The 25,101-nt window shown below is 64.0% G+C and carries 19 protein-coding genes; 5 read left to right on the plus strand and 14 right to left on the minus strand.

Features of this window, described 5'->3' with window-relative positions; genetic code table 11:
* Nucleotides 1-193: 193 nt before the first annotated feature.
* Genes MLE18_RS15805 through MLE18_RS15825 form a run of 5 tightly spaced genes read right to left on the minus strand, consistent with a single transcriptional unit; the run spans nt 194 to nt 3,196 of the window.
* On the minus strand, nt 194-1,045 hold the full coding sequence (locus MLE18_RS15805) for a universal stress protein (protein ID WP_243439766.1): 852 nt from the start codon (nt 1,043-1,045) through the stop codon (nt 194-196).
* Between the two features lies 1 nt (nt 1,046).
* Nucleotides 1,047-2,108 carry a sulfite exporter TauE/SafE family protein gene (locus MLE18_RS15810; RefSeq protein WP_243439767.1) on the minus strand — a complete coding sequence of 354 codons (1,062 nt, stop codon included), beginning with the start codon at nt 2,106-2,108 and terminating at the stop codon, nt 1,047-1,049.
* 28 nt (nt 2,109-2,136) lie between these two features.
* Entirely contained in the window at nt 2,137-2,436 is a 300-nt protein-coding gene (locus tag MLE18_RS15815; protein WP_243439768.1) for a hypothetical protein, read from the minus strand.
* A gap of 55 nt (nt 2,437-2,491) precedes the next feature.
* Entirely contained in the window at nt 2,492-3,031 is a 540-nt protein-coding gene (locus tag MLE18_RS15820; RefSeq protein WP_243439769.1) for a hypothetical protein, read from the minus strand.
* A 6-nt stretch (nt 3,032-3,037) separates the two neighbouring features.
* Nucleotides 3,038-3,196, minus strand: a complete 159-nt coding sequence (locus MLE18_RS15825) for a hypothetical protein (protein ID WP_243439770.1) — start codon at nt 3,194-3,196, stop codon at nt 3,038-3,040.
* Nucleotides 3,197-3,446: 250 nt separating this feature from the next.
* Here MLE18_RS15825 and MLE18_RS15830 point away from each other — a divergent pair, with 250 nt between their 5' ends.
* Nucleotides 3,447-5,462, plus strand: coding sequence for a S16 family serine protease (locus tag MLE18_RS15830; protein WP_243439771.1), 2,016 nt, complete (start codon nt 3,447-3,449; stop codon nt 5,460-5,462).
* Between the two features lie 93 nt (nt 5,463-5,555).
* On the opposite strand, the gene MLE18_RS15835 is transcribed toward MLE18_RS15830, so the two are convergent.
* The 5 genes from MLE18_RS15835 to MLE18_RS15855 form a co-directional block, all read right to left on the minus strand.
* A complete protein-coding gene (locus MLE18_RS15835; RefSeq protein WP_243439772.1) occupies nt 5,556-6,578 on the minus strand; it encodes an RES family NAD+ phosphorylase in 1,023 nt (340 codons plus the stop codon).
* A 2-nt stretch (nt 6,579-6,580) separates the two neighbouring features.
* The gene (locus MLE18_RS15840) at nt 6,581-7,519 is read right to left on the minus strand and encodes a sce7725 family protein (RefSeq protein WP_243439773.1); all 939 of its coding nucleotides are present in this window, start codon (nt 7,517-7,519) and stop codon (nt 6,581-6,583) included.
* A 6-nt stretch (nt 7,520-7,525) separates the two neighbouring features.
* Nucleotides 7,526-8,392 (minus strand): sce7726 family protein, encoded by an 867-nt coding sequence (locus MLE18_RS15845; protein ID WP_243439774.1) that lies wholly within the window; start codon nt 8,390-8,392, stop codon nt 7,526-7,528.
* 385 nt (nt 8,393-8,777) lie between these two features.
* Complete coding sequence (locus tag MLE18_RS15850; protein ID WP_243439775.1) at nt 8,778-10,133, minus strand: sigma-54-dependent transcriptional regulator; 1,356 nt, start codon at nt 10,131-10,133, stop codon at nt 8,778-8,780.
* Nucleotides 10,130-11,596: an ATP-binding protein gene (locus MLE18_RS15855; protein ID WP_243439776.1), complete on the minus strand. Its 1,467-nt coding sequence runs from the start codon at nt 11,594-11,596 to the stop codon at nt 10,130-10,132. Before MLE18_RS15855 ends, MLE18_RS15850 begins: the two co-directional genes overlap by 4 nt.
* A gap of 280 nt (nt 11,597-11,876) precedes the next feature.
* Between MLE18_RS15855 and MLE18_RS15860 the strand changes: the two genes are divergently transcribed.
* Nucleotides 11,877-16,178, plus strand: coding sequence for an RHS repeat-associated core domain-containing protein (locus MLE18_RS15860; RefSeq protein WP_243439777.1), 4,302 nt, complete (start codon nt 11,877-11,879; stop codon nt 16,176-16,178).
* A gap of 415 nt (nt 16,179-16,593) precedes the next feature.
* Nucleotides 16,594-16,827 (plus strand): hypothetical protein, encoded by a 234-nt coding sequence (locus tag MLE18_RS15865; RefSeq protein WP_243439778.1) that lies wholly within the window; start codon nt 16,594-16,596, stop codon nt 16,825-16,827.
* A gap of 99 nt (nt 16,828-16,926) precedes the next feature.
* On the opposite strand, the gene MLE18_RS15870 is transcribed toward MLE18_RS15865, so the two are convergent.
* The gene (locus MLE18_RS15870) at nt 16,927-17,136 is read right to left on the minus strand and encodes a hypothetical protein (protein WP_243439779.1); all 210 of its coding nucleotides are present in this window, start codon (nt 17,134-17,136) and stop codon (nt 16,927-16,929) included.
* An 884-nt stretch (nt 17,137-18,020) separates the two neighbouring features.
* Here MLE18_RS15870 and MLE18_RS15875 point away from each other — a divergent pair.
* On the plus strand, nt 18,021-21,152 hold the full coding sequence (locus MLE18_RS15875; protein ID WP_243439780.1) for an ATP-binding protein: 3,132 nt from the start codon (nt 18,021-18,023) through the stop codon (nt 21,150-21,152).
* Nucleotides 21,153-21,176: 24 nt separating this feature from the next.
* Here MLE18_RS15875 and MLE18_RS15880 read toward each other — a convergent pair whose 3' ends face one another.
* A complete protein-coding gene (locus tag MLE18_RS15880) occupies nt 21,177-22,964 on the minus strand; it encodes a M6 family metalloprotease domain-containing protein (protein WP_243439781.1) in 1,788 nt (595 codons plus the stop codon).
* Nucleotides 22,965-23,231: 267 nt separating this feature from the next.
* Here MLE18_RS15880 and MLE18_RS15885 point away from each other — a divergent pair, with 267 nt between their 5' ends.
* Nucleotides 23,232-23,483: a glutaredoxin family protein gene (locus MLE18_RS15885; protein WP_243439782.1), complete on the plus strand. Its 252-nt coding sequence runs from the start codon at nt 23,232-23,234 to the stop codon at nt 23,481-23,483.
* Nucleotides 23,484-23,597: 114 nt separating this feature from the next.
* Here the strand turns inward: MLE18_RS15885 and MLE18_RS15890 are convergent, their stop codons facing one another.
* Both MLE18_RS15890 and MLE18_RS15895 read right to left on the minus strand, forming a co-directional pair.
* On the minus strand, nt 23,598-24,398 hold the full coding sequence (locus MLE18_RS15890) for a formate dehydrogenase subunit gamma (RefSeq protein ID WP_243439783.1): 801 nt from the start codon (nt 24,396-24,398) through the stop codon (nt 23,598-23,600).
* Complete coding sequence (locus tag MLE18_RS15895; RefSeq protein WP_243439784.1) at nt 24,395-25,051, minus strand: cytochrome c3 family protein; 657 nt, start codon at nt 25,049-25,051, stop codon at nt 24,395-24,397. Before MLE18_RS15895 ends, MLE18_RS15890 begins: the two co-directional genes overlap by 4 nt.
* Nucleotides 25,052-25,101: the final 50 nt, after the last annotated feature.

Genomic DNA, 25,101 nt, shown 5'->3' on the forward strand with positions numbered 1-25,101 from the left:
CGGCGCTCGGGGCGTTGCGTGTGCTCTTTGGGGCGATCCCCCCCGCCCCCCCCCCCCCCCCCCCCGCCGGAGGCGTCTCTTCTCTGTTGGCCTCCGGCGGGCAAAGAGGGCTCCGCCCTCTCTGCACTCTCCTGCCAAAGGGAGTCCCTCCCTTTGGAATCCCGTTCCGCTTCGCGCCGGTCGTGCAATCCCGTCAGCTCTTGGTGATCCACACAGGAAGGCCGGAGTGCGCCACGATCCACTCCACCACGCCGCCCATGAGCAGCCTCCGCAACCCGGTGCGCCCGTGGGAGGCGATGACGATGGTCCCGCTGCCGCCCTCCTCGGCGTAATTGAGAATCTCCTCCGGGGCGTTGCCCTCCAGCACATTGCCCTTGGCTGCCACGCCCCGGGCCTTGGCCATCTCCAGCACCTCGGCCACGAAGCCCTTGGTGGATATGGCCAGCTCCTGAGCGGCCTGAGGGGCCAGGGCCAGGTACTCGTTGGGCACGTCCATCACGGAGACGACCTCCACGATGGCGTCAAGCTCCTTCCCCAGGGCCAGGGCCTTCTCCGCTGCGGCCAGGGAGTAGCGTGAGCCGTCCGTGGCCAGGATCAGGCGGCGCAGGTTCACGGCCGCACCTTCGGGCACGATGAGCACGTCCGTGTGGGAGAAGCCGATGGTCCGGGCCGTGACGCTGCCCAGCAGCAGGCGGCCCATGGTGGAGGTGTTGCGCCGCCCCATGACAACCAGGTCTGCGCGCATGGAGTCGGCCAGGTCCGCGATGACCTCACCGGGCTCGCCGCTCTCGCAGACGGTGGCGATGGGGAGGCCGCGCAGGTCGGCCTCCCTCTTTGCGGCGTCCAGGGCCTGCTCGCAGGGCTGTCGCAGCACGCGGGAGATGTCCCCCACGCCCACCAGCCTCAGATCCCCCTCGTATGGCGGGGCCACGGCCACCGCCGTCAGGGAGGCCCCGTGGGTTCCCGCCAGATCCAGCGCGGCCTTGAGGGCGTGCGTGCTGGGGGCGGATTCGTCCACGCTCACGAGCAGGCGTCTGATGGCCATGTTAGGCCTCCATTTCCGCTGAAACTGGTTCGAGGGCCCTCTTGGCCTTGAACATGCTGCCCAGGATGATGACCGCGCCGGTGAGCAGCGAGAGCACCATGAACCCGAAGCTGATCTTGCTGAGCAGGGCCAGGGTGGCCTCGCTCACGTCCATGAGGCCCAGCTTGCCCAGATACTCGGGCATGGCCAGGGCGCGGGACACGGCCACGATGAGCATGATGGTGCCCATGACGATCTTGATCATGTGCTCCTTGACGTAGGTGGTGCCGATGGCGCCCAGCTGCACGCCCAAGAGCGATCCGGCCAGGATGATCAGGGTCAGGCGGATGTCGATCATGCCCTGCATGGCCCAGTTGACGGAACCGGCCAGGCCCATGACGAAGGCGATGACCAGCTCGGTGGCGGAGGCCACCAGGCTGGTGGCGCCAAGGATGTAGATCATGCCGGGCACGCCCACGAAGCCGCCCACGGCGATGGTGGCGGCCAGAAGGCCGGTTGCCAGGCCCACGGGGAGCAGGAACCACAGGGAGATGCGCAGGTTGGCGCGCTTGAAGCTGACCATGGGCCACAGCTCGATCTTCTGGAGCCTGAGCGCCAGGGAGCAGGTCTGCTCCACGCCGCAGGAATTCCTGGAGGACTTCAGGGCGTCGATCATCACGATGCCGCCCACTACCACCAGCACCAGCACGAAGGAGACGCTGACGTAGAGGTTGGAGCCGGCCTGGCCCCAGGCGTTCAGGATGAAATTCTGGATCTTGATGCCGACCTGCACGCCGATGCCCGCGAAGGCGGCCATGAACAGGCCCAGCTTGATGTCCACCTGCCCGTAGCGGTAGCGCTTGATGGAGCCCACCAGGGCCTTGGGGAACTTGTGGCACATGTTGGAGGCCACGGCCACGGTTCCGGGCACGCCCAGGCTCATCATGCCCGGGGTGAGCACGAAGGCGCCGCCGGAACCGATGAAGCCGCTGACCAGGCCCCCGATGAAGCCCACGATGAACAGGAAGCCGATCCCGGCGGGATCGAGCGTGATGAATTTGGTGGCTTCGCTGAGCATATCCATTGTCGTTCTCCTTGCGGTTCTGGGCGGGTTAGGCGTTGACGGTCGCGCGGGGGCGGGTGTCCTTGCGGGCGGGGGCCTGGGCGGTGGCCTGGGCCGGGGCCTTCTTCACGGCGTCGATGCCCAGCACCTGCCAGAGGGTGCCGGCGAAGGTTCCGTGGATCCAGGAGAACAGGAACACCGTGGCGATGGGCAGCGCGGTGTAGACGCCGCCGCGCGCGAAGTTGGCCATGATCACGTCCTGGAACATGTACACGGCGGCGTATAACGCGCCGCTGCCGATGCCGTATGCCACGAGCTTGCCGTAGGGCTTCTTCTTGTTGGCGTGCATTCCGAGTCTCCTTGTTGCTAAAAATTTCACAAACAAGGGCGGTCCATCCCCGCCCCTACCCGATCACCTCGAACAGGGGCATGCTCACATGGAAACCGTCCCTGCCACGCTGCTCCTTCACCGCGAGCACGAATTCGACCCGCCGAAGCCTGCCGCATTCCTGCTCCACCACATCAGAGGCCCTGCCGAACCGCAGCACATGCCGGAAAGCAACCCCGGCCTGGCGCGCCTCGCGTGCGAAATCGGCTGCGGACTTCCCGGCCCGCATCTCGAAGAGCCCGCGGCGCCTGGCCGCCTGCTCGTCGTCCTTGTCCGCGTCGGGCCTGCCGACGCTCAAGCCCACCACCTCCGTGCCCAGCCTGCCGGCCACACCCAGGGCCTGGCGGATGAGCGCCGGAGAAAAATCCGCTTCGGTGGACACGGCCACGATCTTCTTGCTCTCCCCGCCGGTGGGGGTGAGGCCCAGGTCCGGGCCGGAAAGGCCGTATTCGGCCAACCCGGCGGCCTGGCCGGTCTGCTCCAGGAACTCCCGGATGCGGCCGGGCCGCCGGATGCGGACAGCCCCTTCGGGCTTGTCGCTGACGCGCCTCGCCATGACAGGCTAGACCCTCACCCTCGGGCGGTTGTCGGTACGCCTGGTCGCGGCGGCCTTGCGGCCACGCTGCGCGGCCATGATCTCCAGGGCTTCGCGGTCCTGGTCCTGCTCCGCGAAGGCCAGGGCTGCAAACACGGTCTCGATGCGTTCCCTGATGCTGGCCATGATCGTGTCCTCCTCGTTTCGTTGCACCCAGTTTCCAAGTTGCGTGCCAAGAGCCTACCCACCAAAATCATTGAATATTTTAGGCCAGAGGAAAGAAAATGTGTTGCAGCATGCAACGGTCGAGGACGGAAGGCAGGCGCGGGGCGCGTTGCGGATCACAACAGCCGTTGCATAATGTTACACAGAGCAACGGCGCAGTTGCGCGCGGGGCGGGATTGAACGTAGACAGGTGCAAACCTGCGAGGTGCACATGATCTTCTTCCAGAAGCGCACAGAGGGGAAAACGCCCGAGCCGCCCACCTCCGACCTGGAGGCCCTGCGGGCTCGCGCCAAGAGCCCGGACCTGCCGGCCCACGCCAGCGAGGCCGCCCTGCGCGAGCTGGACCGCCTGGCCAAGACCGACCCCTCCGTGGCGGAATACTCCGTGGGCCTGGGCTATCTGGATTTCCTGCTCGGCCTGCCCTGGAACGCCCTCACGCAGGACCGGCTGGACCTTCCCGCCGCCGGGGAGGTGCTGGCCGAGCGCCACTACGGCCTGGGGCAGGTGAAGGAACGCGTTCTGGAATACCTGGCCTCGCGGGCGCTCAGGGCCTCGCGGGATTTCCACATCCTGGTGGTGGACGACGAGGACATCGCCCGCACCAACCTGGAGTACGTGCTCAAGAAGGAAGGCTACCGCGTGCGCGGCGCGGGCAACGGGCTGGAGGCACTGGAGGAGATCGGGCGCTGGGAGTTCGACCTGATCGTGACGGACCTCAAGATGGACCGCATGGACGGGATGCAGCTCCTGGAGGAGGCCCGCAAGATCTCGCCCAACACGCAGGTGATGATGGTCACCGGCTTCGCCACCGTGGACACCGCCGTGCAGGCCATGCGCCAGGGCGCGGTGTACTACCTGGCCAAGCCCGTGAACCTGGACGAGCTGCGCGCCACCGTGGCCCGCATCGCCAGGGAGAAGGCCGCGCCCACGGTGTTCCGCAGCCCTGTGCTCTGCTTCTCCGGCCCGCCGGGCACGGGCAAGACCTCAGTGGGCCAGGCCATCGCCCAGGCCCTGGGGCGCAAGTTCCACCGCATCTCGCTGGCCGGGCTGCGCGACGAGGCCGAACTGCGCGGCCACCGGCGCACCTACGTGGGCGCGCTGCCGGGCCGGGTGCTGCAGTCCATCAACCGCCTGGGCGTGCGCAACCCCGTGTTCATGCTCGACGAGCTGGACAAGATCGGCAAGGACTTCCGGGGCGACCCGGCCGCCGTGTTCCTGGAGATGCTCGACCCGGAGCAGAACAGCCAGTTCGTGGACAATTACCTGGAGGTGCCCTTCGACCTCTCACAGGTGCTGTTCATCGCCACGGTCAACGACGTGCGCGAGCTGTCCGGCCCCCTGCTGGACCGCCTGGAGCAGGTGCCCTTCCAGGGCTACACCGCCGCCGAGAAGGTGCAGATCGGGCTTAAGCACCTGCTGCCCAAGCAGCTGCGCGAGCACGGCCTGACCCACCCCTTCCCCGAATTCATGCCCGAGGCCGTGGGCGCGGTGGTGGACGGCTACACGCGCGAGGCCGGGGTGCGCAACCTGGACCGGGAGCTGGGCCGGGCCTGCCGCAAGCTGGCCAAGCTGCGCCTGGAGGCCGGGCCGGACGGCCCCGCCGCCCCCATCACAGTGGATACACAGATGATCCCCGCCCTGCTCGGGCCCAGGAAGTACGCCCGGGAGGCCGCCGGAGGCGAGCCGCGCGTGGGCGTGGCCACGGGGCTGGTCTACGCCGACCACGGTGGGGAGATCATCTTCGTGGAGGCCATCCGCATGAAAGGCCAGGGCAACCTGACCATGACGGGGTCGCTTGGCGAGGTGCTCTGCGAGTCGGCCCGGACGGCGCTCAGCCTGGTGCGGTCAAAGGCGGCGGAACTGGGCATCGACGGGGAGTGCTTCCTCTGCGAGGATTTGCACGTGCACATCCCGGCCGGGTCCATCCCCAAGGAGGGGAGTTCGGCAGGCGTGACCCTGGCCACGGCCCTGGCCTCGCTCTATACGGGCCGGGCGCTCAGGCGCGACGTGGCCATGACCGGGGAGATAACGCTCACCGGGCAGGTGCTGCCCGTGGGGGGCATCAGGGAGAAGATTCTGGCCGCTGCGCGGGCCGGGGCCGCGAGGGTTATTCTGCCCGAGGGCAACAGGCCGGAAGTGGAGGCCATGAGCGCGGAGGAGCTGTCAGGGGTGGAGGTGGTGTTCGTTAAGGGCGCGCTGGAGGCGCTGGAGTTGGCGGGGGTGTAGATGGAGACTCTGGAGCTAGCCATAGTATTCGTCGCAGGTATTATGACCAGTAGCCAACAAACTGACCGGGTTGATACTACAAATAATACAACATCACTGCGGTTCAACCTCAACCGTCACACGCGCGACATTATATAGTTGAACATCATGTGGCGTTGCAACGCCAGGGTCGAACAAAGCAAGATTAATACCATCACTGACAGAGCTACGATAAACAACCCCATTGAAACCACACTTCTTGATAAACTCACAGAGGTATTGACTTGGAATATAATTAATAGCAGCGCCATGCGGCAAAACAGGACGTGTCAATTCTTCACCTAAACGCTCTAAAAAAGGCAAATCCGCAAGCAACTGCTTTACATCCTCTGTTTCAGCCAAAATAAATGGTGAAACAAACTCACGTGGATTACGAAGATCAACTGCACGTATCTCTGGAATTGAAAACCTAGCGACGCAAGCTCTCTCTCCAGTATGTGGTCTAATTTCTGCAGTTGCGGTTTCTGGCTTGGAAGCAAGATAAAGATACGGAATACCGGCAGGATTTGCACGTCCGTGGGTAGCAAGTTGTTTGGGTGGTGCTCCCATTTCTCCAACTGAAAAGATTCCATCCTCTGTACGGATGCGCGCTCGAAACCAATCCCCTGACAAAGGATCTGCAATTAGCATAGCAAGCAATTGCTTCATTCGATCAGAATCTATTCGTTCCTCAAGGAACCATCGATTCTTATACATTAGTTCATCACGCAGCGCCTCCCACTGTACAAGCCCACCGCCACTCACATTCACAGGCTTAACGAATGATCTGCGAACTATATCGCCATTATTAAGTATTTCGCCGAGGAGTTCTTTTGCATGAGCTACATCCATCCTTGGATGCCCAAACAATTTCCAGTCATTCTTAAGCCACTCAACAATTGTGATATCTCCAGATCCAATCTCATACGCATTTATAACAAGTTCGAAATAAAGACTCAGCGCAGAAGGCACAACAAGATCAACATCTGTAGAACCGCAATAATTGCACGTCCCATGACCATGATCAAGTGATGGAATTATATCCTTCCGCAACCCCCTGTCACCAAAACACTCTGGACAACAAAATTTTGTTGTCATCGTTAACCACCGAAATAATCAGCAATAGTCTCAATGTGATGCTTCATCGAAAGCTTCTTGATATAGCCAAGCCCGGGAAAATGCCCTTCCTTTGCAAGTTTTCGGAATTCAACAATCGCAGACGTTTCCAAAAGCTTTGATTTTCCTGAATCAAGTTTCTTTATGAGCTTTTTCAATGCTTGAGCGAATTTACCAGCCGGATCTGTAGGGGTACTGTTAGTATCTGATACAAAATGATAGACATACATTACATCATCATTGTCAGGATCAATGAAAGTAAGATGGATTGCTACAGCATAAGCTGGCCCACCACCTTCTGAGTAATTGTCTCCAACAACGAGGAAATCACCAAACCCAGTCATACCCAACTCACTATATGTGACATGCAAATCAGAAAATTCTTCAACTAGTTCATAATCAGCATTCCGTTGCCGCTTAAAACCATCGCGCACAAGAATGCGTTGCTTACTACCAAAATGTTTTCTATATAAAATCTTAGCATGTTCTTCAACGAATACACTAGGAGGGTCGATTTTCTTTTCGCTAAAATATTGCGAAAGCTGTTTGGGGCTCATATACCCGGCATGGATGAGCACAGGATTATATTTGCCATGTTCATCAAAAATTTCTACAGCCTCTTCAAAACCGACACCATTACGTAACAAGATACCAGCTGATATTGGCCCAGCCGCTGAGAAATTATGCTTTAACAATTGCGAAATCCCAGTTCCATCCCCGCTGTGTTCACCATGATGTGGATTAACTATAACAATAGCCTTACCACCGGCGCCAGATATTGCATTCAGCGTCTTCTCCAGTCCACCAAGAGCCTCTTTAACAGGCTCGATAATTGGCACAAAATCCGACTTAGCAAGCAAAGGAGCTGCCTCACGAATAGTGATCAACTCGAACTGTTTGCCACGAAAGTAGGGGTAGTACATAATATGCTAACTCCAACCCTTGGCGATACCAAGAGGAGTTCTTACGGTTTCAATAAGGCGACAATAATCTACGCGCCGAATTGGGACCGACAATGCCGCCGCCTGGAGGGATTGAGGCAATTGGCCAAGCAGTTCGCTCAACGGATAAAGATTGCGAGTTCTTTTAAGCGTTTTAACCATTTGCTGGTGAACGTCTACGGGGTGCAACCTTGCGAAACAGGAGCGCATCAAACCGTAACGCTGAGTATTCGGAACGTCAGGAACGTCAACTCCTAGCGCCTCAAGAATTGATGCGGCCTCAGCAATTCGTAGCGATTCAAAGACGGTGGTTGGGCATATCCTATCTAGTTGTTCTCGCGCTTCTTGCACTGTAGATATTTGATAGCGCCGCGACAGACATAAAATTCCAACATCTGCTGGTACCACCTCTCGCACGTCATCAACATGGATTTCACTTGTAATGACATTCACATTAGCAAAAACCTTTCTATAATCCACAATCTGACGATTTAATCTAGCAAGCGAGTCGCGTTCTGATTTAATCTCGTATGCCGTTGCTGTTCCGTTAATTACCACAATGTCCGCCTTGCTTGAGCCAGCACGAAATTCATTAAGCAATGATGCCGTGCGAATCGAGTGCTTGCCCATCAACACCTTACGAACAATTGCGTCCTTATACACATACTCACTGCGCCTACCTACCCCCTTTATCATTGAAAATGCAGCATCAAACACATCCCCCACACTGCACATATCGCCACATGGAATCAATTCATCAACCACCCCAAACAGCTGCGTAAAAAGCGGAGATCGCCCTTTCTTCGCCAATTCTTTGAATACGGCTGAAGAAAACAACCGCGTTAACGCGGACATTTGGGATACACTCGGACTCACAACACCCTCGTATATTTTTCTGTATTGATATTATACCCCAAGGCGAACTACAAAGAAACAAAATTGTTGCCCCCGCCCTCAACCTGCATCCAGCATCGTGCTCACATACCGTCACAGATGACGCTGGCCAACACATTCCTAAACACGGCCGAGACATAAGCAAATTCTAGCCTTCTAAGCCATGAACCCAAACCACGTAGAGAACGACGCAGTAACAACCCAAGTTGTTTGAAATCAAGACAATGTAACTTGCTGAGAACTCTTAACTTGCTCTTTCTCCGAACTTATAACTAATCACACGATGTAACACCCTGATTTACACAAAATCTACGCCCTGTGAGGCTACGAGTAATGGATGATTTCCTCACTCCCCCAACCCATATCTCTTCACCTTCCGCCACAGCGACACCCGATCGATCCCCAAAATCTCGGCCGCTCTCGTCTTGTTTCCGCCTTCGTGGGCCAGCACGGCCTCGATGTGCCTTCTTTCCAGCTCTTCCAGCGTGATCAGCTCCGGCCCTTCGTGCTTCACCAGGGCCGGGGCCTCGCCCCTCAAATCCTGCGGCAGGTCCGCCGGTTCCAACTTCTCGCCCTTGGCCATGATCACCGCGCGCTGCACGATGTTCTCCAGCTCCCTGATGTTGCCGGGGTAATCGTAGGCCATCAGGTGCCTGAGCGCCTCCGACGACACCCCTGAGACGGTCTTGCCCATGGCGGGCGCGTACTTGGCGATGAAAAATCCGGCCAGCAGCGGGATGTCCTGCCTTCTCTCCGAGAGCGGGGGCACGCGCAGGGTGATCACGTTCAGCCGGTAGTAGAGGTCCGCGCGAAACAGCCCGTGGTCCACCTCGCTCTTCAAATCCTTGTTGGTGGCGGCCAGGATGCGCGCATTCACCTCGATCTCCTGGGTGCCGCCCACGCGGAAGAAGCGCCGCTCCTGCAGCACGCGCAGCAGGCGCACCTGCATGGTCAGCGACATCTCCCCTATCTCGTCCAGGAAGATCGTGCCCTCGCCCGCCATGTCCAGCAGCCCCTTCTTGAGCGTGGAGGCCCCGGAGAAGGCCCCCTTCTCGTGCCCGAACAGCTCGTTGGCCAGCAGGTCCTCGTTGAAGGCCCCGCAGTTGATGGCCAGGAAGCGCCCGCCGCCGCGCGGGCTGGCCTCGTGGATGGCCCGGGCCACCAGCTCCTTGCCGGTGCCGGTCTCGCCCAGGATGAGCACGGTGGAGTCCGTGGGCGCGATGTGGTGGATGTTGTCGCGCAGGGCCTGGATGGCGGGGCTCTCGCCGATGATCAGCGGGCCGCTGCCCAGGTCCGCCACCTGGCGGGAGAGGCGGGCCACCTCCTGGCGCAGGCGGCGCTTGACCATGGCCTCGGCCACGGTGGCGCGCACCTCGGCCAGGCTGTAGGGCTTGGTCAGGTAGTGGCAGGCCCCCAGGCGCATGGCCTCCACGGCCGTGGACACGGTGGCGTGCCCGGTCATGACCACCACCTCGGTGTCCGGCCAGAGGCGCTTGCACTCGGCCAGCACGGCCAGGCCGTCCAGGTCCTTCATGCGCAGGTCGGTGAGCACCAGGTCGAATTCGCGGGCGTCCAGCAGGCCCACGGCCTCCTCGCCGCTCTCGGCGGAGGCGGTGGCGTAGCCCTCGCGCTCCAGGATGTGCGTGAGGTTCTCCACGGCGATGGACTCGTCGTCCACGATGAGGATGGTGCCGCCCTTCATCTGGCCGCCTGCCCAAGGGCCTTGGCCTCGCCGTGCAAGGGCAGGCGGATCACGAAGCGCGCGCCCTTGCCGGGGTTGCGCTCGGCCACGATGGAGCCCTTGTGCTTCTCGATGATGCCGAACACGATGGAGAGCCCCAGCCCCGTGCCCTTGCCCACCTCCTTGGTGGTGTAGAAGGGGTCGAAGATTTTGCCCAGGTCGTCCTCGGGGATGCCCACGCCCGTGTCCTCCACGGCGATCACGGCCTCGCCCGCCGCCGCGTCGGCCTCCGCCGAGACCGTGATGGCCCCGGGCGGCGCCGGGATGGCCTGGGCGGCGTTGAGCAGCAGGTTGATGAACACCTCCTGCATGCGCGCCGCGTCCAGATCGACAACCAAGCCCTCGGGGATGGACTTGCTGAGCGTGATGCCCGCCGGCACCTGGGAGGAGACCAGCCGGAAGGCCTTGGCCACCACGTCGTCCAGGCTGGCGGGCTTGAGGCTGAAATCCTTGGCGCGAGCGAACTCCAGCAGGCCCTTCACGATGTCGCGGGCGCGGATCACCTCCTGCTGGATGTTCCCGAGCATCCTGGCCGCGAAGACCGGATCGCACTCGGTCTGCTCCTCGATGAGGATCTGGCAGGAGGTGGAGATGTTGTTCAGGGGGTTGTTGAGCTGGTGGGCGATGCCCGAGGTGAGCACGCCCAGGGAGGAGAGCTTCTTCTCCTGGATGAGCTGGTCCTGCCGGCGCTCCAGTTCGCGGGTCATGCGGTTGAAGGCCTCCAGCACCAGTTGGGTCTCGTCTCCCGAGCGGGGCACGTCCAGGGTCTTGAAGTTGCCCTGCCCCACCTCGGCCGTGGCCTTGGCGATGGTGCCCAGGGCCCGCAGGATCTTGCGCACCAGCAGGAAGGCCAGCACGATGCCCGAGAGCGTGATGAGCAGGCCGGAGACGAACAGCTGGCGTTTGAGGTCCGCCACCAGGCGGAAGGTGCGGTTGCGCTCGGAGCTCTTGATGTCCAGGGAGAGGTCCACCATGTCCTTGCCGGTCTGGCGCAGCTCCTCCCGCGCCTGGGAGATGTCCGTGCCGGGCCTGACCGGATGCAGCGACATGCTCAGGGACTGGTAGCCGTCCAGGGCCGCGCCGAGGCGGGTCATGGCGCTCTTGGCCCTGCCGTCGCGGGCGGTGGCGGCCATCTCGGCAAGGGTCTTGCGGGCCTGGGCGGTGTAGTTCTGGGCCTCCTCGAAATCCTCGTCGTGCCCGTAGAGCATGTAGTTCTTCTCGTAGCGCCGGATCTCGAGGATGGTGTTGGAGAGGTCGTCCGCGCCCTCCATGAGCGTCAGGGTGGCCTCCAGGCGGATGAGATAGTTGTAGGAGACAACGCCCACCACGGTGAAGAGCAGCACGGGGATCACCACCCCCACCAGCACCTTCTGGCGTATGGTCAGATGCGGAAGCCGGGAAAGAAGCGCTTCGAGGGTGGTCATGGGCCTGTTCCTGCTCGCTTTTTTGAGTGCCGCGAATCGGCGCACGGCCCATGATAGACCCGGAAGTCCTGTTTGTCAGCCCGATTGCCGCCCGCGCCCCCTGATACGGGCAGGCCGGAGGGGAAGCCGCCTCCCGGTTGATATTCCACCGTTTCGGGCTTATTCTCGCCCATCGACCACCGTCGCCGGGCCGGATGCCACGGGGATATCCATCCCTTGCGTGCGGCGCCCGAGGTTGTAGTCGTCTCCGGCACAGACGTGGGGATAAGGAGCGCTCGCCATGAACCGCTCACGCCCTGCCTCGCCCACCGGGTCCGCCGCCCAGGCCGTTCCGGCTTCCTGCACGTCACATTTCCTGGTTCAGGCCAAAGAGCCCGGACTCTTTCGGCAAACAGCGGCCGAGGCTGCCGTGTCGCGCCCGGCTCCCCGGTTGGCGCGGCTGCGCTTCATCTGGTCCGCGCTGCTTTTGCTGGCCTGGCTGGCAGCGCACTGTCCGCCAGCCCTGGCCTTCACGATCACCCACCAGGGCACCACCCTGGACATCCAGGCCACCGGCCTGGGCACTCTCAGCCCCATCACCTGCCCGTCGCCGAACCCGGTGGTGTACTGCTACCAGTCGGACGGCCTGGACCCGGCCTTCCACACTCCCCTCGGGTTGAACGGATTCTTCAGCCTGTCGGTCACGCCCACGGCCACGGACAGCTATTGCGACGCCCAGCACCTGCACACCCTGGCCAACATTCTCCTCGTCAGCAGGTGGACCAAGTCCATCGGCTCGCAAACCACCACGCTCATGGCGGAGCGCAGCTGCTTTCAGGCCGGAAACGCCATCTCCGGCAGCTCGGCCTATCAGGTGATCAACAGCTTCAGCTACCAGGACTACACCATGGCCAACGTGAACGTGTACCTCAACACGGGCACGCAATCCTCCTTTTTCGTCATGATCATGATGGACCCGGCCGTGCTGGCCAATATGTCCATCTCCAAGGAGAGGCTCGGCGGCCCAGGCGACAACCCCCACACCGCCTTCGACCGTGGCGGCGCGGGAAGCTGCTCGACCCAGGGCCTGCCCACCTACGCCGTGAACACGGCCATGCTCAACCTGGCCGTGGAGGACACGGACCTGGCCTGGCGCAGCTTCGGCCACGACGTGGCCCTGCGGCGCGTTTGGAACATGCTCCCCGAAGCCTCCGGGCTGTTCGGCAACGGCTGGAGCTTCGCCTACGAATCCGTCATCGAGGCCGCGCCCTACGCCTCGGGCGGGGCCAGCCTGAGCCTGGGCTCCGGCCAGACACTCTTCTACACCGTGTCCGGCTCCCAGGGCCAGGGCAGCGGGCAGGTGGCGGTCAGCTACGCCGGAGCCTCCTCCGTGCTCCAGCCCATCCTCTCGGCCGCGATCAGCGAGGCCACCGGCACCGGGACCTACACCCTCTACGACAAGCGCGCCAAGCTGACCTCCCGCTACGAATACGCCAGGGACAACGCGGCCACCGGCAACCACGTCTACCGCCTGGCCTCCATCACGGACCGCAACGGCAACGCCCTGACTCTCGGCTACGACGGCTCCGGGCGGCTGCATACGGTCACCGACGCCTCGGGCCGGGCCGTCACCCTGACCCTGAACGCCCAGGGACGCTGCACGCGCATGGACACCTGGGACAACCGCGCCATGACCTTCCAGTACAGCGCCGCGGGGAACCTGACCCAGAGCACGGACCTGGCGGGCAACGTCAGCACCTACACCTACGATGCGGGCAACCTCATGACCTCCATGAGCGTGGCCGGAAAGACCACGGCCTTCGCCTACGGCAGCAGGGGCTCGCAGAAGTACCTCTCCACGGTCACGGACGCGGCGGGCAAGGCCTGGAACTACGCCTTCGTCCAGGGCGGAACCCAGGTCACGGAGCCGGGCGGGGCCGTGCGGAGCTACGCCAGCGCGAACGGGCTGACCACTTCGGTCACGGACGCCCTGGGGCACGCGACCAACACGGTCTTCAACTCCCAGGGCCTGCCGGTGTCCATCACCGACCCGCGCGGCAAAACCACGGCCATGGCCTACGACGCCAACGGCAACCTGACGCAGCTCACCGATCCCCTGGGGCACACCACCATAATGGCCTACGACGGGGACTGGAACCTGACCTCCAAGACCGACCCCCTGAACAACACCTGGACGTTCAGCTACGACGCCAAAGGCAACCTCACAGGCGTCCTCTCCCCCCTGGGGCGCGCGACCGCCCGGACCTACAACGCCAAGGGGCTGCTGACCGGCAAGACCCTGCCCGACGCCGCATCCTACGCCTACGCCTACGACGTCCACGGCAACATGACCTCCGTCACGGACCCCCACGGCAAGCAGAGCACCCTGAGCTACGACGCGGCCGGGCTGAACCCCGCCACCACCACGGACCAGCGCGGCAACACCACCGGCTACCAGTTCGACGCCAACCGCAGGGTCACCCAGGTGGCCCTGCCGGGCGGCGGCACGGCCCAGTTCGGCTACGACTGCTGCGCCCAGTCCTCCAGGACGTCGCCCACGGGCTTCACCACGCTCATGCAGCGCGACGCCCTGCTCCGCCTGACCACGCTCACCGACCCCCTGGGCAAAAACACCAGCTATGCCTACAACTCCGACGGGGACCAGGTCTCGACCACCGACCCCCTGGGCCGTGTGACGCACTACGGCTACGATGCGGCGCACCAGCGCGTCTCCATCACCGGCCCCCTGGGCAAGGCCGTGAGCCTCAGCCTGGACGCGGCCGGGAATCCCGTCACCGTGACCAGCGCCCGGGGCAAGGCCACGCAGCTCGGCTACGACGACCTGGGCAACCTGGCCACGGTCACGGACCCGCTGGGCGCAGCGACCTCGAGCATCGTCAGGGACGCGGCCGGGCGCGTGGCCTCGCTGACCAACGCCCGCAACCAGCAGGTGTCCTTTCTGCGCGACGCGGACGGGCAGGTGACGGCCAAGAAGTGCGACAACGCAGTCGTGGCCAGCTACAGCTATACCCCCACCGGGCTGATCGCCTCCACCACGGACGCAACCGGCACCACGAGCCACACCGTCGGCCCTGGGGGACGGATCAAGGGCGTCGCCTACCCCGGCGGCCTGAACCTCGCCCTGGCTTACGACGACGCCGGAAACGTGGCCTCCATGATCTACCCGGGCGGGCTGTCCGTCAGCTACGCCGCCACGCCGCGCAACCGCCCCCAGAGCGTGTCCTTCGCCGGGAACTCCTTGTCCCTGGGCTACGACGCGGCCGGGCACCTGACCGGCGAGACGCGCAGCAACGGCGTGCAGAGCGTCTACGGCTACGACGCGGCGGGACGCCTGACATCCGTGTCGCATAAGAAGGGCGCCGCCGTGGTCGCCGAACTGGCCTACGCCCGCGACGCCGCCGGGCAGGTCGGCGCGGAGACCGGCACCTGGCCGCTGACGCCCAGGCTGTCGCCGGCCAAGGCCACGGCGGCCTACGACAACGCCGACGGGCTGCTCAACTGGAAGGCCGACGCCGCCGGCCACGACCTGGACGGCAACCTGACCTCCCTGGCGGGGAGCGCGGGCTTCAGCGCGGCCTACGACGCCGAGAACCGGCTCACCTCGGTCACGCGCGCCGGGGTGACAACCAGCTACGCCTACAACGGCCTGGGCAACCGGGTGCGCGCCCAGAGCGGGGCGACGATCCGCAACTTCCATCACGACCCCTGGGGCAGGCTGCTGTGCGAGACCGACGGGGCCGGACAGGTGACCGCCAACTACATCTGGGCCGGGGACCGGCTGGTGGCTTCGGGCACGCAGGCGGGCGGGTTCGTCTTCCACCACGCGGACAAGACCGGCAACACCCTGGCGCTGACGAACGCCGCAGGGGCCACGGTCGGAGCCTATGCCTACTCGCCCTACGGCGCGGTGGCAGGGCACAGCGGCGCGGCGGCCACACCCTTCACCTATGCGGGGATGCACGGCGTGATGGACGACGGGGGCGGCCTCTACCACATGGCCAACCGCGCCTACCACGGCGTCCTGGGACGCTTCCTGCAGCGCGACCCCCTGGGCTTCGGCGGCGGCGACAACCTGTATCGCTATGTCTCGGACAACCCGGTGACCGGCGTGGACCCCCTGGGCCTGCGGGACCTGATCGGCGGGCCAGACGCCTTCCCCAACGCCTGCAAGATGCGCGAGGGCGCGCCCTACATCGCCGTGGCCGCCGGGGTGGTCCTGGTGGGCGCCTTGCTGATTCCGGAAATGCTGGCCGCAAGCGAGCTTTCGGCGGCCATCTACGCCACCGAAGCCGGAACCGCGGCGGTTGTGACCACGGAGGCCGTGGTGCTGAAGGGGGCCACGGCGGCCGAGGTGGAAATGATCCAGGCGGGCATGGCCCTGGCCCGCAACGGCGACAAGCTGTACACCACCCTGGTGGAGCTGACGCAGAGCCCGGCGGGCCAGCGCGTTCTCCAGCAGATGCAGCGCTACTACACCACCAGGGCAGCCACGCTGGACCCGGCCACCACTTCGAGCGCCACGATGAACTTCATCAACAACATGGCCCAACTCTCGGGCCGGCTGTTGCAGACCGTGCACTGAGCATACGGGAACGGGCATGAAAAAAGCCCCGTCCCTTGTGGGGACGAGGCGTTCGATTCGGAGGCATCCGCTGCCGCTTCAGGGACCTTGTCCCTTCCTCGTGGCGCCCCGCCGCTGCCTTCTCCGGCGGGGTCTTCATGGCTTGACCGGCCCGTTCTGGATGATCCGCGATCCGGTGACGGTCACTCCGTCTGGTTTGCCTGGCCTTGCGGGCTGTGCGCCCAGGTGCCGAGGCGTTGGGTCGTCGCGCTCATCCGCCGGTGTGTTCGTTATGCTGGCCCAATGGTCTTCACCTCCGTTGGGGTGGTCCACGTTGCCTTTGCCATGCTTATTAAATAGTCAGGAAATTCAGTCTGTCCAGGGGCGCAGGGCCCGATGGGCGAAAATGCGGCCAGCGCCGCGCGCAGGAGTGGGCATGGACGATGCGGATACCAAGGGCGGCCAAGGGCTGCCGGCCTGGGCCGGGGAAGGGGCCGGACTCTACCGCAACAAGAAGAACGGGAAACTCTATGTGCTGCTGTCCAAGGCCGTGGACTGCACCAACGAGCGCGACGGGCTGCCCGTGGTGGTCTATTGCCCGCGGGACGACCCGGCCTTCGTGAGCGTGCGCGAGGAGCGGGAGTTCCTGGCCAAGTTCGATCCCGCCTGAGCGGCGGCTCCTCGCCGCATCCGCACGGGTCAGGCCGCACCGGCGCACGCAGCCGCCGTCAGGCCAGGCGGGGTTGCCGTCCCCGCATCGGCCCTGCCGCTAGCGCCAGTACCAGCGGTAATGCCCCGGCCCGTAGTAATAGCCCGGATAGTAGTAATAGGGGTACGGCTCGTAATAATAGGCCGGAGGGCCGTAATAGACCGCCGGGGCGGGCGGCAGCAGCTCGTAGTGGGTCACGCCGTCCTTGTCCTTGTAGACGGCGCAGCCGCTCATCAACAACAGGCAAAGGCCGAGCATCAGGCGTTTCATGCTTCCTCCCCGGGTCGCACGGGCGCTTTCCCCATGCCCGCCCTCATGACGGGGCGGCGTTCGCGCCGTCGCGGTATTCAGAAACAATGCTCATGTTTCGCAAAGAGGCAACCCGGGCCTTGCGGGATTATTCCGCCGCAAGCAGCGCACACGGCGGGCGGCCCGCCCTGGTAGCGCGCCGTCCGCCGCGAGCCGGGAGCCGGGAGCCTCCGCATGATCGGCCCCGGAGCTGTGCATCCGAAGGGGAAGACGCCCCGCCGCGACGGACGGTTACACTGGGATACGCACCGGGCAGGGCTGGCCCTGGACGCTGCCCAACAACTCAGGCGAAGGGGCCAAGCAGTCAGCGGCGCCCGATGCGATACAGCACCCCGGGATGGCTAACGCCAACGTGATCCGGTTCATGGCACACCAAGTGTTCCCGCGCTCTGGTCCTGAGCACGGAATTCTTCAGCCGGGAAGCCCCACTCCGTCACACGCCGTCTGGCTTCACCGACGCCTGAGGGCCAGGAAAAGTATCCCCATGTACCTATTACACATTACAGACTAACCAACAATACGATAAATCATCACTCCGCGTCGGCGCACACTGTTGCGCGGCAATCCATCCATTCAACATAACTGTTCATCCACGATTTCAATCTGCTCCATGTCATCCGGAGAACCATACCTAACCATACCATTGGGGAGTGAATGACGGGGCGGATTGGATCCGAATCCTGCATTCCCAATCTTTAATCCATTGAAGACCTTGCAAATCTTTCGCTCTGATGCCACCATTAGAAACAGATCGGCATGTAACGAGGCGTTTCCCGGCCGCAGGAGGCGTGTGTGGCCGCGGGCATGCGCCGATGGGCGAGAACGCCACTGCGGGAGGCTCTGCCTTGGACACCAACCGCACCGACAACCTCAGGCATCTGTTGCTGGCCGTGTCGCTGCCCTTCCTGGCGCTAGCGGCGCAGTTGGCCTTATGGCCCTACATCGACCCCTTTGTCTGGTTCCTGTTCTTCCCGGCCGTGTTCTTCAGCGCCCGCATCGGCGGCCTGCACGGCGGTCTGGCCTCCACGCTGATTTCCGCCGCCATCGTCTGGTACGTTTTCATCCCACCGCGCTATTCCTGGATAATCGCTTCTTCGGGCAATTTCTATTCCGTGCTTCTGTTCATGGTCATGGGCGCGCTCTTCAGCGACAGCCAGGAGCGGCTGCGGCGCGCCAAAAGGCAGGCTGAAGCCGCCCTGCGCGATGCGCAGGAGGCCAAGGACCAGATCACCGCGCTCTACGAGAAGACACGCGAGCTCGACAAGCTCAAGACGAACTTCTTCGCCAACGTCAGCCACGAGCTGCGCACGCCCCTGGCCCTGATCCTGGGGCCCACCGAGCAGAGCCTCGCCTCCGGTTCCCTCGATGACCGGACCCGTCACAACCTCGAGGTCATCAGGCGCAACGCCAGCCTGCTCCAGCGCCACGTCACCGACCTGCTGGACGTCGCCAAGCTGGAGGCCAAGCGCATGGCCATGCGTTACTCCCGCATCGACCTGGCCTACCTGATCCGGGTCATGTGCTCGCATTTCGAGTCCCTGGCCTCCTTGCGGGGCGTGGGGTTCGTCATCGAAACCCCTGCCCGGCTTCCCTGCGAAATGGATGTGGACAAGGTGCAGCGCATCCTGCTGAACCTGCTCTCCAACGCCTTCAAATTCACGCAGGACGGCGGCGTGATCCTGGTAAACCTGTCCGAACAGGCCGGGCGCGCGGTGCTCGTCGTGCGCGACAACGGCCCCGGCATTCCCGAACACATGCTGCTGGCCGTGTTCGAGCGCTTCCGCCAGGTTGACGAGGGGACCACGCGCAGGCATGGCGGCACAGGCCTGGGCCTCGTCATCGTCAAGGAGTTCGCCGAGCTGCACGGCGGACGGGTGAGCGCCGCCAACGCCCCGGGAGGCGGAGCGGCTTTCACGCTGGAGATACCCTTGGCCGCCCCCCCCGGCACCTTGCTGGACACCGAGCCCCGAAACCTGGACGAGGAGATTTTCCGCCTCCACTATGACGAATTCTCCCTTGAGCCCGTCCCCCCGGCCCTGGCCCCCTGCGCCGCCGCCCCTTACGCCCCGCTCGTGCTGGTGGTGGAGGACAACCCGGAAATGAACCGTTTCATCGCCTCCGCCCTGGAACGGCAATACCGGGTGGCCAACGCCTTCGACGGGGAGGAGGGATTGGCCAAGGCCCTGGAGTTGCGGCCGGACCTCGTGCTGGCGGACGTGATGATCCCCAAATTGGGCGGGGACGAGATGGCGCTGGCCCTGCGGGAGCGCCCCGAGACGGCGGACATCCCCATCATCATGCTCACGGCCAAGGCCGATGAGGCCCTGCGGGAGAAAATGCTGCGCGGCGGCGTGCAGGGCTACATGTCCAAACCCTTCTCGGTGGCGGAGCTCCAGGCCCGGGTGGCCGGCCTGCTGGAGGGCAGGCTGAAGGTCCGCGAGCAGCAGGCCCGGCTGGCCGCCATCGTGGAATCCACGGACGAAGCCATCATCGGCAAATCCCTGGACGGTTCGATCCTCACCTGGAACGCCGGTGCGGAAAGAATATTCGGCTATTCCGCGCAGGAGATCCTGGGCCAGCCCGCTCTCAAGCTTTTCCCCGCCGAGTTGGCCGCCGCCGAACAGGAAATCCTCGCGCGCATCCGCGCGGGGGGAACACTCCCGCCATTCGACACCGTGCGCCTGCGCAAAGACGGTTCCCGCGTGGATGTCTCCGTCTCCTTGTCGCCCATCATGGACCGTACGGGCAAGGTCACGGGCATCTCGGCCCTCGCCCGCGACATCACCGACCGCAAGCTGGCGGAGGCCGAACTCATCGAGATGAAGGACAAGGCCGAGGCCGCCAGCAAAGCCAAGAGCGTGTTCCTGGCCAACATGAGCCACGAGATACGCACCCCGCTCAACGGCATCATCGGAATGCTTCAGCTCATGGGCATGGGTGAACTCGACGAACAGCAGCGGGAGTACCACCAGGCAGCCACCAAGGCTTCGCAACGGCTCGCCCGCCTGCTCACGGACATCCTGGACCTCTCCCGCGTCGAGGCCAACAAGCTCGCCATCAGGGAGTCGGAGTTCGAGACCTCCCTTATCGGGGACACGCTGCGGGAGCTCTTCGGCGTGGCCGCCAAGGAGAAGGGCATCGGCTTCGAGATCCATATGGACGAACGGCTGCCGCGCACCCTGATCGGCGACGAGCACCGTCTGCTGCAGATCCTCTTCAACCTGGTGGGCAACGCCATCAAGTTCACCGCCAAAGGCCAGGTCAGGGTGGAGGCTTCGCCGCTGCCCCAAGGCCCTGGGGGCGAGCCGCGCGTGCTGTTCACGGTGAGCGACACGGGTATCGGCATCGCGGACGCCGACCTCGAATACGTGCTCGAGCCGTTCTCGCAGGCCGACGCCTCCTATTCGCGCAATTTCCAGGGCGCCGGGCTGGGCCTTACCATGGCCCGCAGGCTGACCGGGCTGCTCAAGGGCGAAATGTGCATCGACAACTCAGGCCCCGAAGGAACGGTAATCCACCTCGGCATACCCTTCCGGGCCAGCCTGGGGGGCGAAAAGGTGCAGGCGGGCGCGCGGCGGGCCCACGATGCGGCGGTCGGGCGATCCCTGCGCATCCTGCTGGCCGAAGACGACGCCGTGAACTCCCTGGCGGGGAGGAAACTCCTGGAGAAGTGCGGGCATCAGGTCCGCACCGCCGCGGACGGGGCGCAGGCCGTCGAGCTCCTGCGCCGTGAGGAGTTCGACCTGGTCCTCATGGACGTTCAGATGCCGGTGATGGACGGCCTCGAAGCCACACGGGCCATCAGAACGGACCGGTCGCTGGGGGACAAGGCCTCGGTGCCTGTAGTGGCCATGACCGCCTACGCCATGAGCGGCGACAAGGAGAGATGCCTGGCGGCGGGCATGGACGGCTACATCTCCAAGCCCGTGGACAAGGAAGGCCTGCTGGCCGCCATCCGGGAGGCCACTAACGTCTAAGCGCAGCGGCCCGGAGGGCGGGGCTCAGTTCCCGAGCAGGATAGTCAACGGCAGGAACAGGTTCCTCTGCGAAACCACCGTCGCCGTCATCGTGGGCCCCGCGAAGGAGATGTCCTTCAGGCCCAGCCGCGTGGCCTGCCCGGAATACAGGTTGGAGGCGGGCGTGCTCGTGGGGGTGAAGGCGTTGGTCACGTTGCCCAGGTAGAATAGGTTGCTCTGATCACCGGGCGAGCCCCCCTGTCCGTAGGGGCCAAGGATGTTGAAGGCGCTGGAGGCCTGCACCGCCGTGACGCCCTGGTGGGAGCCCGCGACGTAGGCGTTGATGTCGTTCAAGCCGAGGTTGCCCACGCCTGGGTTGCCGATGGCGTTGTCCACATGCAGGATGAGCAGCCCCCCCTGGTAGCTGGGGCGGAAGTACCTGAATCCTTTGTCCCATCCATCGCAGTAGCGATTCTCGGCCAGGAAGTACTCGGTGGCGCTCAGGGCCGTGTTGGCGAGCTTGAGGGTGGTGTCCGAGAGGGCCGGCCCGAAGCTGCGCCTCTGACCGTTGAGGCCGGGCGTGCGCACCGTGTCCCAGATGCAATAGGCCCGTGACCAAGCGTCGAAGGCCACCGGCGTAGTGCCTGAATCTTCCCCTGTGTCCGCGCCCCAGGAGCCGAAGGACATGCTGGAGAACATGCCCAGGCCGTAGTTGGCGTAGTTGACGTCGTAGAGGTCGGGCATGCCGCACATCTGGTGGCCCATCTCGTGGGCGATGACACCCATGGGGTGCTGGCGGGAATACACGTTGAGCTCCCCGTTCATGGCCCAGTCGGTCAGGGTCTTGCCCCCGGCCAGCACGCCCGGGCCACCCCAGGCGTGGGCCCAGATGTTGGGTGTCAGGGCAGTTCCGGAAGCCTCATAGCCTGCGGGGATGAAGTAGATGACTGCTTCGGACGGCGTGATGGAGCCGTCGCTGTTGGCGTCCAGGCTGGCGAAGTCCACATAGGCTGATGCTGCGGCCAGGGCCTGATTCAGCCAGGCCGTCTCCACCGAATAGTCGAAGGTGCCGCCGTAGTTGGGATGGTTGATGCCCAGGGTCACGTTGACCACTCCGGGCGTGGCGTTGCTGTTCTGGGTGTGGTTGATGGGCGTGACGACGAGCTTGGAGTGGGAGTTGTCCAGGTAGTAGTTGGCCACGGACTTCACGCCGGGCGCGGTGTTGAACAGTCGGCCGTACCAGGCCTGGTTGGTGGTGGTGAGGGCGCGGTTGGCGAAGGCCACCAGGATGACGAGCATCTTCTTCTGGCCCTGCACCAGGGTGGGCGTCCAGGGGTTGGCGGCGCTCTGCACCGCGTCGGCCTGGGACGCGGCGGAAGAGGCTGCCCCGGCCTGCGCTTGCGCGCCCTGCATGTTGGCGGCGCGCGTCCTGTGCAGCCCCCGGGCGAAGCCGTCCCGCATGGCCTTGTCGGGAACGGGGCGCAGGTTCCTGGCTTCGGCGGGCGGCGCGTGCCTGCCTGGGATCAGCCCCGATGGTGCGAGCTCCCGGCTTTCGACGACGGCCTCGCCCGTAGCCTGCCGCGAGACGCTCCTTGGGCCGGAAGGCAGGGCGTATTCGAAATACCCGTTGGCCTTGTTCCGAACCAGAGTGTAGCCGTCGTTGGTCTCCGTCCAGTTCTGGAACTCGTCGCCCCGGATGCGCACCGTCAATCGGGAGCCGTCGGGCTGTTCAGCCTCCACAGGGAACGGAATGGCCGGGCCGGCGTGGGCCAGGGCGCTCAGGGCCAGCGAAAAGGCGGCAAAGGCAGCGAAAAATCGGGCGTATATCGGCATCATTGGTTCCTTGGGGGAGGCAGCCAGGCGGGCAGGCGCCATTTCAAATATTATTCCTATCACCCAATAATTCCCGCAAGCCGTCTTCACAAGACCTCACCTGATGAAAGTCATGCACTATGCGTCCATCACGCCAGGATGGCAGGCAATTTGGCCCGCACCGGAGCCGTGCTGCCGGACCTTCTGTTCGTTAGCTCTCTGGCCTTGACCTGCGCCCGGAGAAAGGGATTACTAGAGGCAGGGACACGCACACGCGAGGAGGAACCCATGACCCCAGCGATCAAGGTTTATGCCCTCTCCACCTGCCACCACTGCGCCGCGGCCAAAGAATACCTGACGTCGCGCAACCTGCCCTTTGATTGCGTCTACGTGGACCGCCTCTACACCGAAGACCGCAATCAGGTCATGGCCGAATTGCGCAGGATCAACCCCTCCCTCTCCTTCCCCACCATCGTCATCGGGGAGACGGTGGTTGCGGGCTTCCAGGCTGACAAGATCGAGGCCGCTCTGGAAAAGTGACGCCTCGTCTGAATGCGGGGCGCGGCTTTCACCCATACGGCGAAGCGAAAGCCCCCCGCGAGGGCGAGGGGCCTTCTTGATGACGTCGCGGATCCGCCGGGAAGGGCCTGTCGGCTACAGGCCGCGGCGGAACACCTCCCCCAGCCCCCAGAGGGCCAGAACCCAGCCGCAGAGCACCACAGCCCAACCAACGCCGAGGGCCGCCCGCCGCCCGGTCTGGGGCAGGGCCTGCGTGCATGCGCCCGCAACCGGCGAGGCCCCCAGCCGCGCATTCCAGTCGCCGCGCTCGTGGCGGACCTCCTCCAGGGGCATGCAGCCGTCCACGATGGCCATGTCCATGGGGAACCGCGAGCGGCGCAGATGCGCTACCGTGAAGTGGATCAGGAATATGTAGCCCATGGCCAGGAACGCCTCGTCGTGGTGCAACACCAGGGCGATGTTCAGCCACCAGCCGGGAACATGGCGGGCTGAGACCACCGGGTCCACCAGCAACAGCCCGCTGCCCCCGATGATGGCCACGCCCCAGAACACCGCCCAATAGTCGAACTTCTCCCAATATGCCCAGCGATCCAGGGGCGGGTGCTTATTGATGCCGAGCATCCATCCGACGTGCTTGAAAAAGTCCGAGAAGTCCCGGATGCGGGGCATCATGGAGTCCGGCCCCGGCAGGAGCCCGCGGGGCGACGTGAACAGCACGTGGACCACGTGGGCCAGCAGGATCGCCACCATGAATATTCCACCGGCTTTGTGCGCGGCCAACACTCCGGCCTGGCCGCCGAACAGCCCGGCCAGGCGCTCGCCCCACACGCCCTCCCCGTACATCCTGGCGAAGCCCGTCACGGACTGCACCATGAAGGAAAGGGCCATCATGGCGTGAAAGACCCTCTGCGTCAGCGTGAAGCGTGGTATGTTCATGGCTGCCCCCCCTTGCGGCGGCTGTCCCTGAGTTCACGCAGCAGCCAGAGCACGGTGTGCGGAACAAACAGCAGGAACACGCCAAGCAGAAGACCGTGCATCCCCCAGGACACCACGGACAGGGCCTTGAACTCCTTGGCCGCTTCCTCGGAGAGCGGTCTGGGCTGGTGCACCACGAAACTGGCGAAGGACGCCCCCGCGCCCTCGTGGCATTTGGCGCAGACGTAAGCATGCCTGCGCATGGGGTTGAGCCTGGAGAAGAAATGGTTCACGCTGGCCACGGGCTCCTGCCCGTGGCATTGGCGGCAGCTGACGCCCGCGTGCTCCGCGTGGGTGTTCCGCACGGCTCCGGCGTGGCAATCCTCGCACTTCTTGTAGCGATAAAACGGAATGCCCGCGTGTGCGTCGGCCAGGAACATCCGGTTGCGCGCCCGGCCTTGCGATCCGGAGTCCTGGATGGTGCCAGGCCCGGTACGCTGCAATCCGCCCTGTTTCTGCCTCGGCAGAACCTCGCTGTCGTCATAGCGCCCGGAACTCGCCTCATAGGCCTGGTAGCCGACGCTGCGGGACGAATACTCCCCCTGGCTCCATGCCCACGGCGGTGCTCCCAGCGCAAGCACCAGAACCAGCAGGGCTGTGGCTTTAAACCTCATGGCGCCCTCCCCTCTTTGAGGCCCGCCCCCGGAAACGGCAGGCGGGCGGT

The sequence above is a fragment of the Fundidesulfovibrio soli genome (assembly GCF_022808695.1).
Classification (GTDB): domain Bacteria; phylum Desulfobacterota; class Desulfovibrionia; order Desulfovibrionales; family Desulfovibrionaceae; genus Fundidesulfovibrio; species Fundidesulfovibrio soli.

Coding starts and splice junctions, on each gene's coding strand:
- MLE18_RS15805 (WP_243439766.1), bottom strand. CDS start 1,045: ATGGCCATCAGACGCCTGCTCGTGAGCGTGGACGAATCCGCCCCCAGC.
- MLE18_RS15810 (WP_243439767.1), bottom strand. CDS start 2,108: ATGGATATGCTCAGCGAAGCCACCAAATTCATCACGCTCGATCCCGCC.
- MLE18_RS15815 (WP_243439768.1), bottom strand. CDS start 2,436: ATGCACGCCAACAAGAAGAAGCCCTACGGCAAGCTCGTGGCATACGGC.
- MLE18_RS15820 (WP_243439769.1), bottom strand. CDS start 3,031: ATGGCGAGGCGCGTCAGCGACAAGCCCGAAGGGGCTGTCCGCATCCGG.
- MLE18_RS15825 (WP_243439770.1), bottom strand. CDS start 3,196: ATGGCCAGCATCAGGGAACGCATCGAGACCGTGTTTGCAGCCCTGGCC.
- MLE18_RS15830 (WP_243439771.1), top strand. CDS start 3,447: ATGATCTTCTTCCAGAAGCGCACAGAGGGGAAAACGCCCGAGCCGCCC.
- MLE18_RS15835 (WP_243439772.1), bottom strand. CDS start 6,578: ATGACAACAAAATTTTGTTGTCCAGAGTGTTTTGGTGACAGGGGGTTG.
- MLE18_RS15840 (WP_243439773.1), bottom strand. CDS start 7,519: ATGTACTACCCCTACTTTCGTGGCAAACAGTTCGAGTTGATCACTATT.
- MLE18_RS15845 (WP_243439774.1), bottom strand. CDS start 8,392: ATGTCCGCGTTAACGCGGTTGTTTTCTTCAGCCGTATTCAAAGAATTG.
- MLE18_RS15850 (WP_243439775.1), bottom strand. CDS start 10,133: ATGAAGGGCGGCACCATCCTCATCGTGGACGACGAGTCCATCGCCGTG.
- MLE18_RS15855 (WP_243439776.1), bottom strand. CDS start 11,596: ATGACCACCCTCGAAGCGCTTCTTTCCCGGCTTCCGCATCTGACCATA.
- MLE18_RS15860 (WP_243439777.1), top strand. CDS start 11,877: ATGAACCGCTCACGCCCTGCCTCGCCCACCGGGTCCGCCGCCCAGGCC.
- MLE18_RS15865 (WP_243439778.1), top strand. CDS start 16,594: ATGGACGATGCGGATACCAAGGGCGGCCAAGGGCTGCCGGCCTGGGCC.
- MLE18_RS15870 (WP_243439779.1), bottom strand. CDS start 17,136: ATGAAACGCCTGATGCTCGGCCTTTGCCTGTTGTTGATGAGCGGCTGC.
- MLE18_RS15880 (WP_243439781.1), bottom strand. CDS start 22,964: ATGCCGATATACGCCCGATTTTTCGCTGCCTTTGCCGCCTTTTCGCTG.
- MLE18_RS15885 (WP_243439782.1), top strand. CDS start 23,232: ATGACCCCAGCGATCAAGGTTTATGCCCTCTCCACCTGCCACCACTGC.
- MLE18_RS15890 (WP_243439783.1), bottom strand. CDS start 24,398: ATGAACATACCACGCTTCACGCTGACGCAGAGGGTCTTTCACGCCATG.
- MLE18_RS15895 (WP_243439784.1), bottom strand. CDS start 25,051: ATGAGGTTTAAAGCCACAGCCCTGCTGGTTCTGGTGCTTGCGCTGGGA.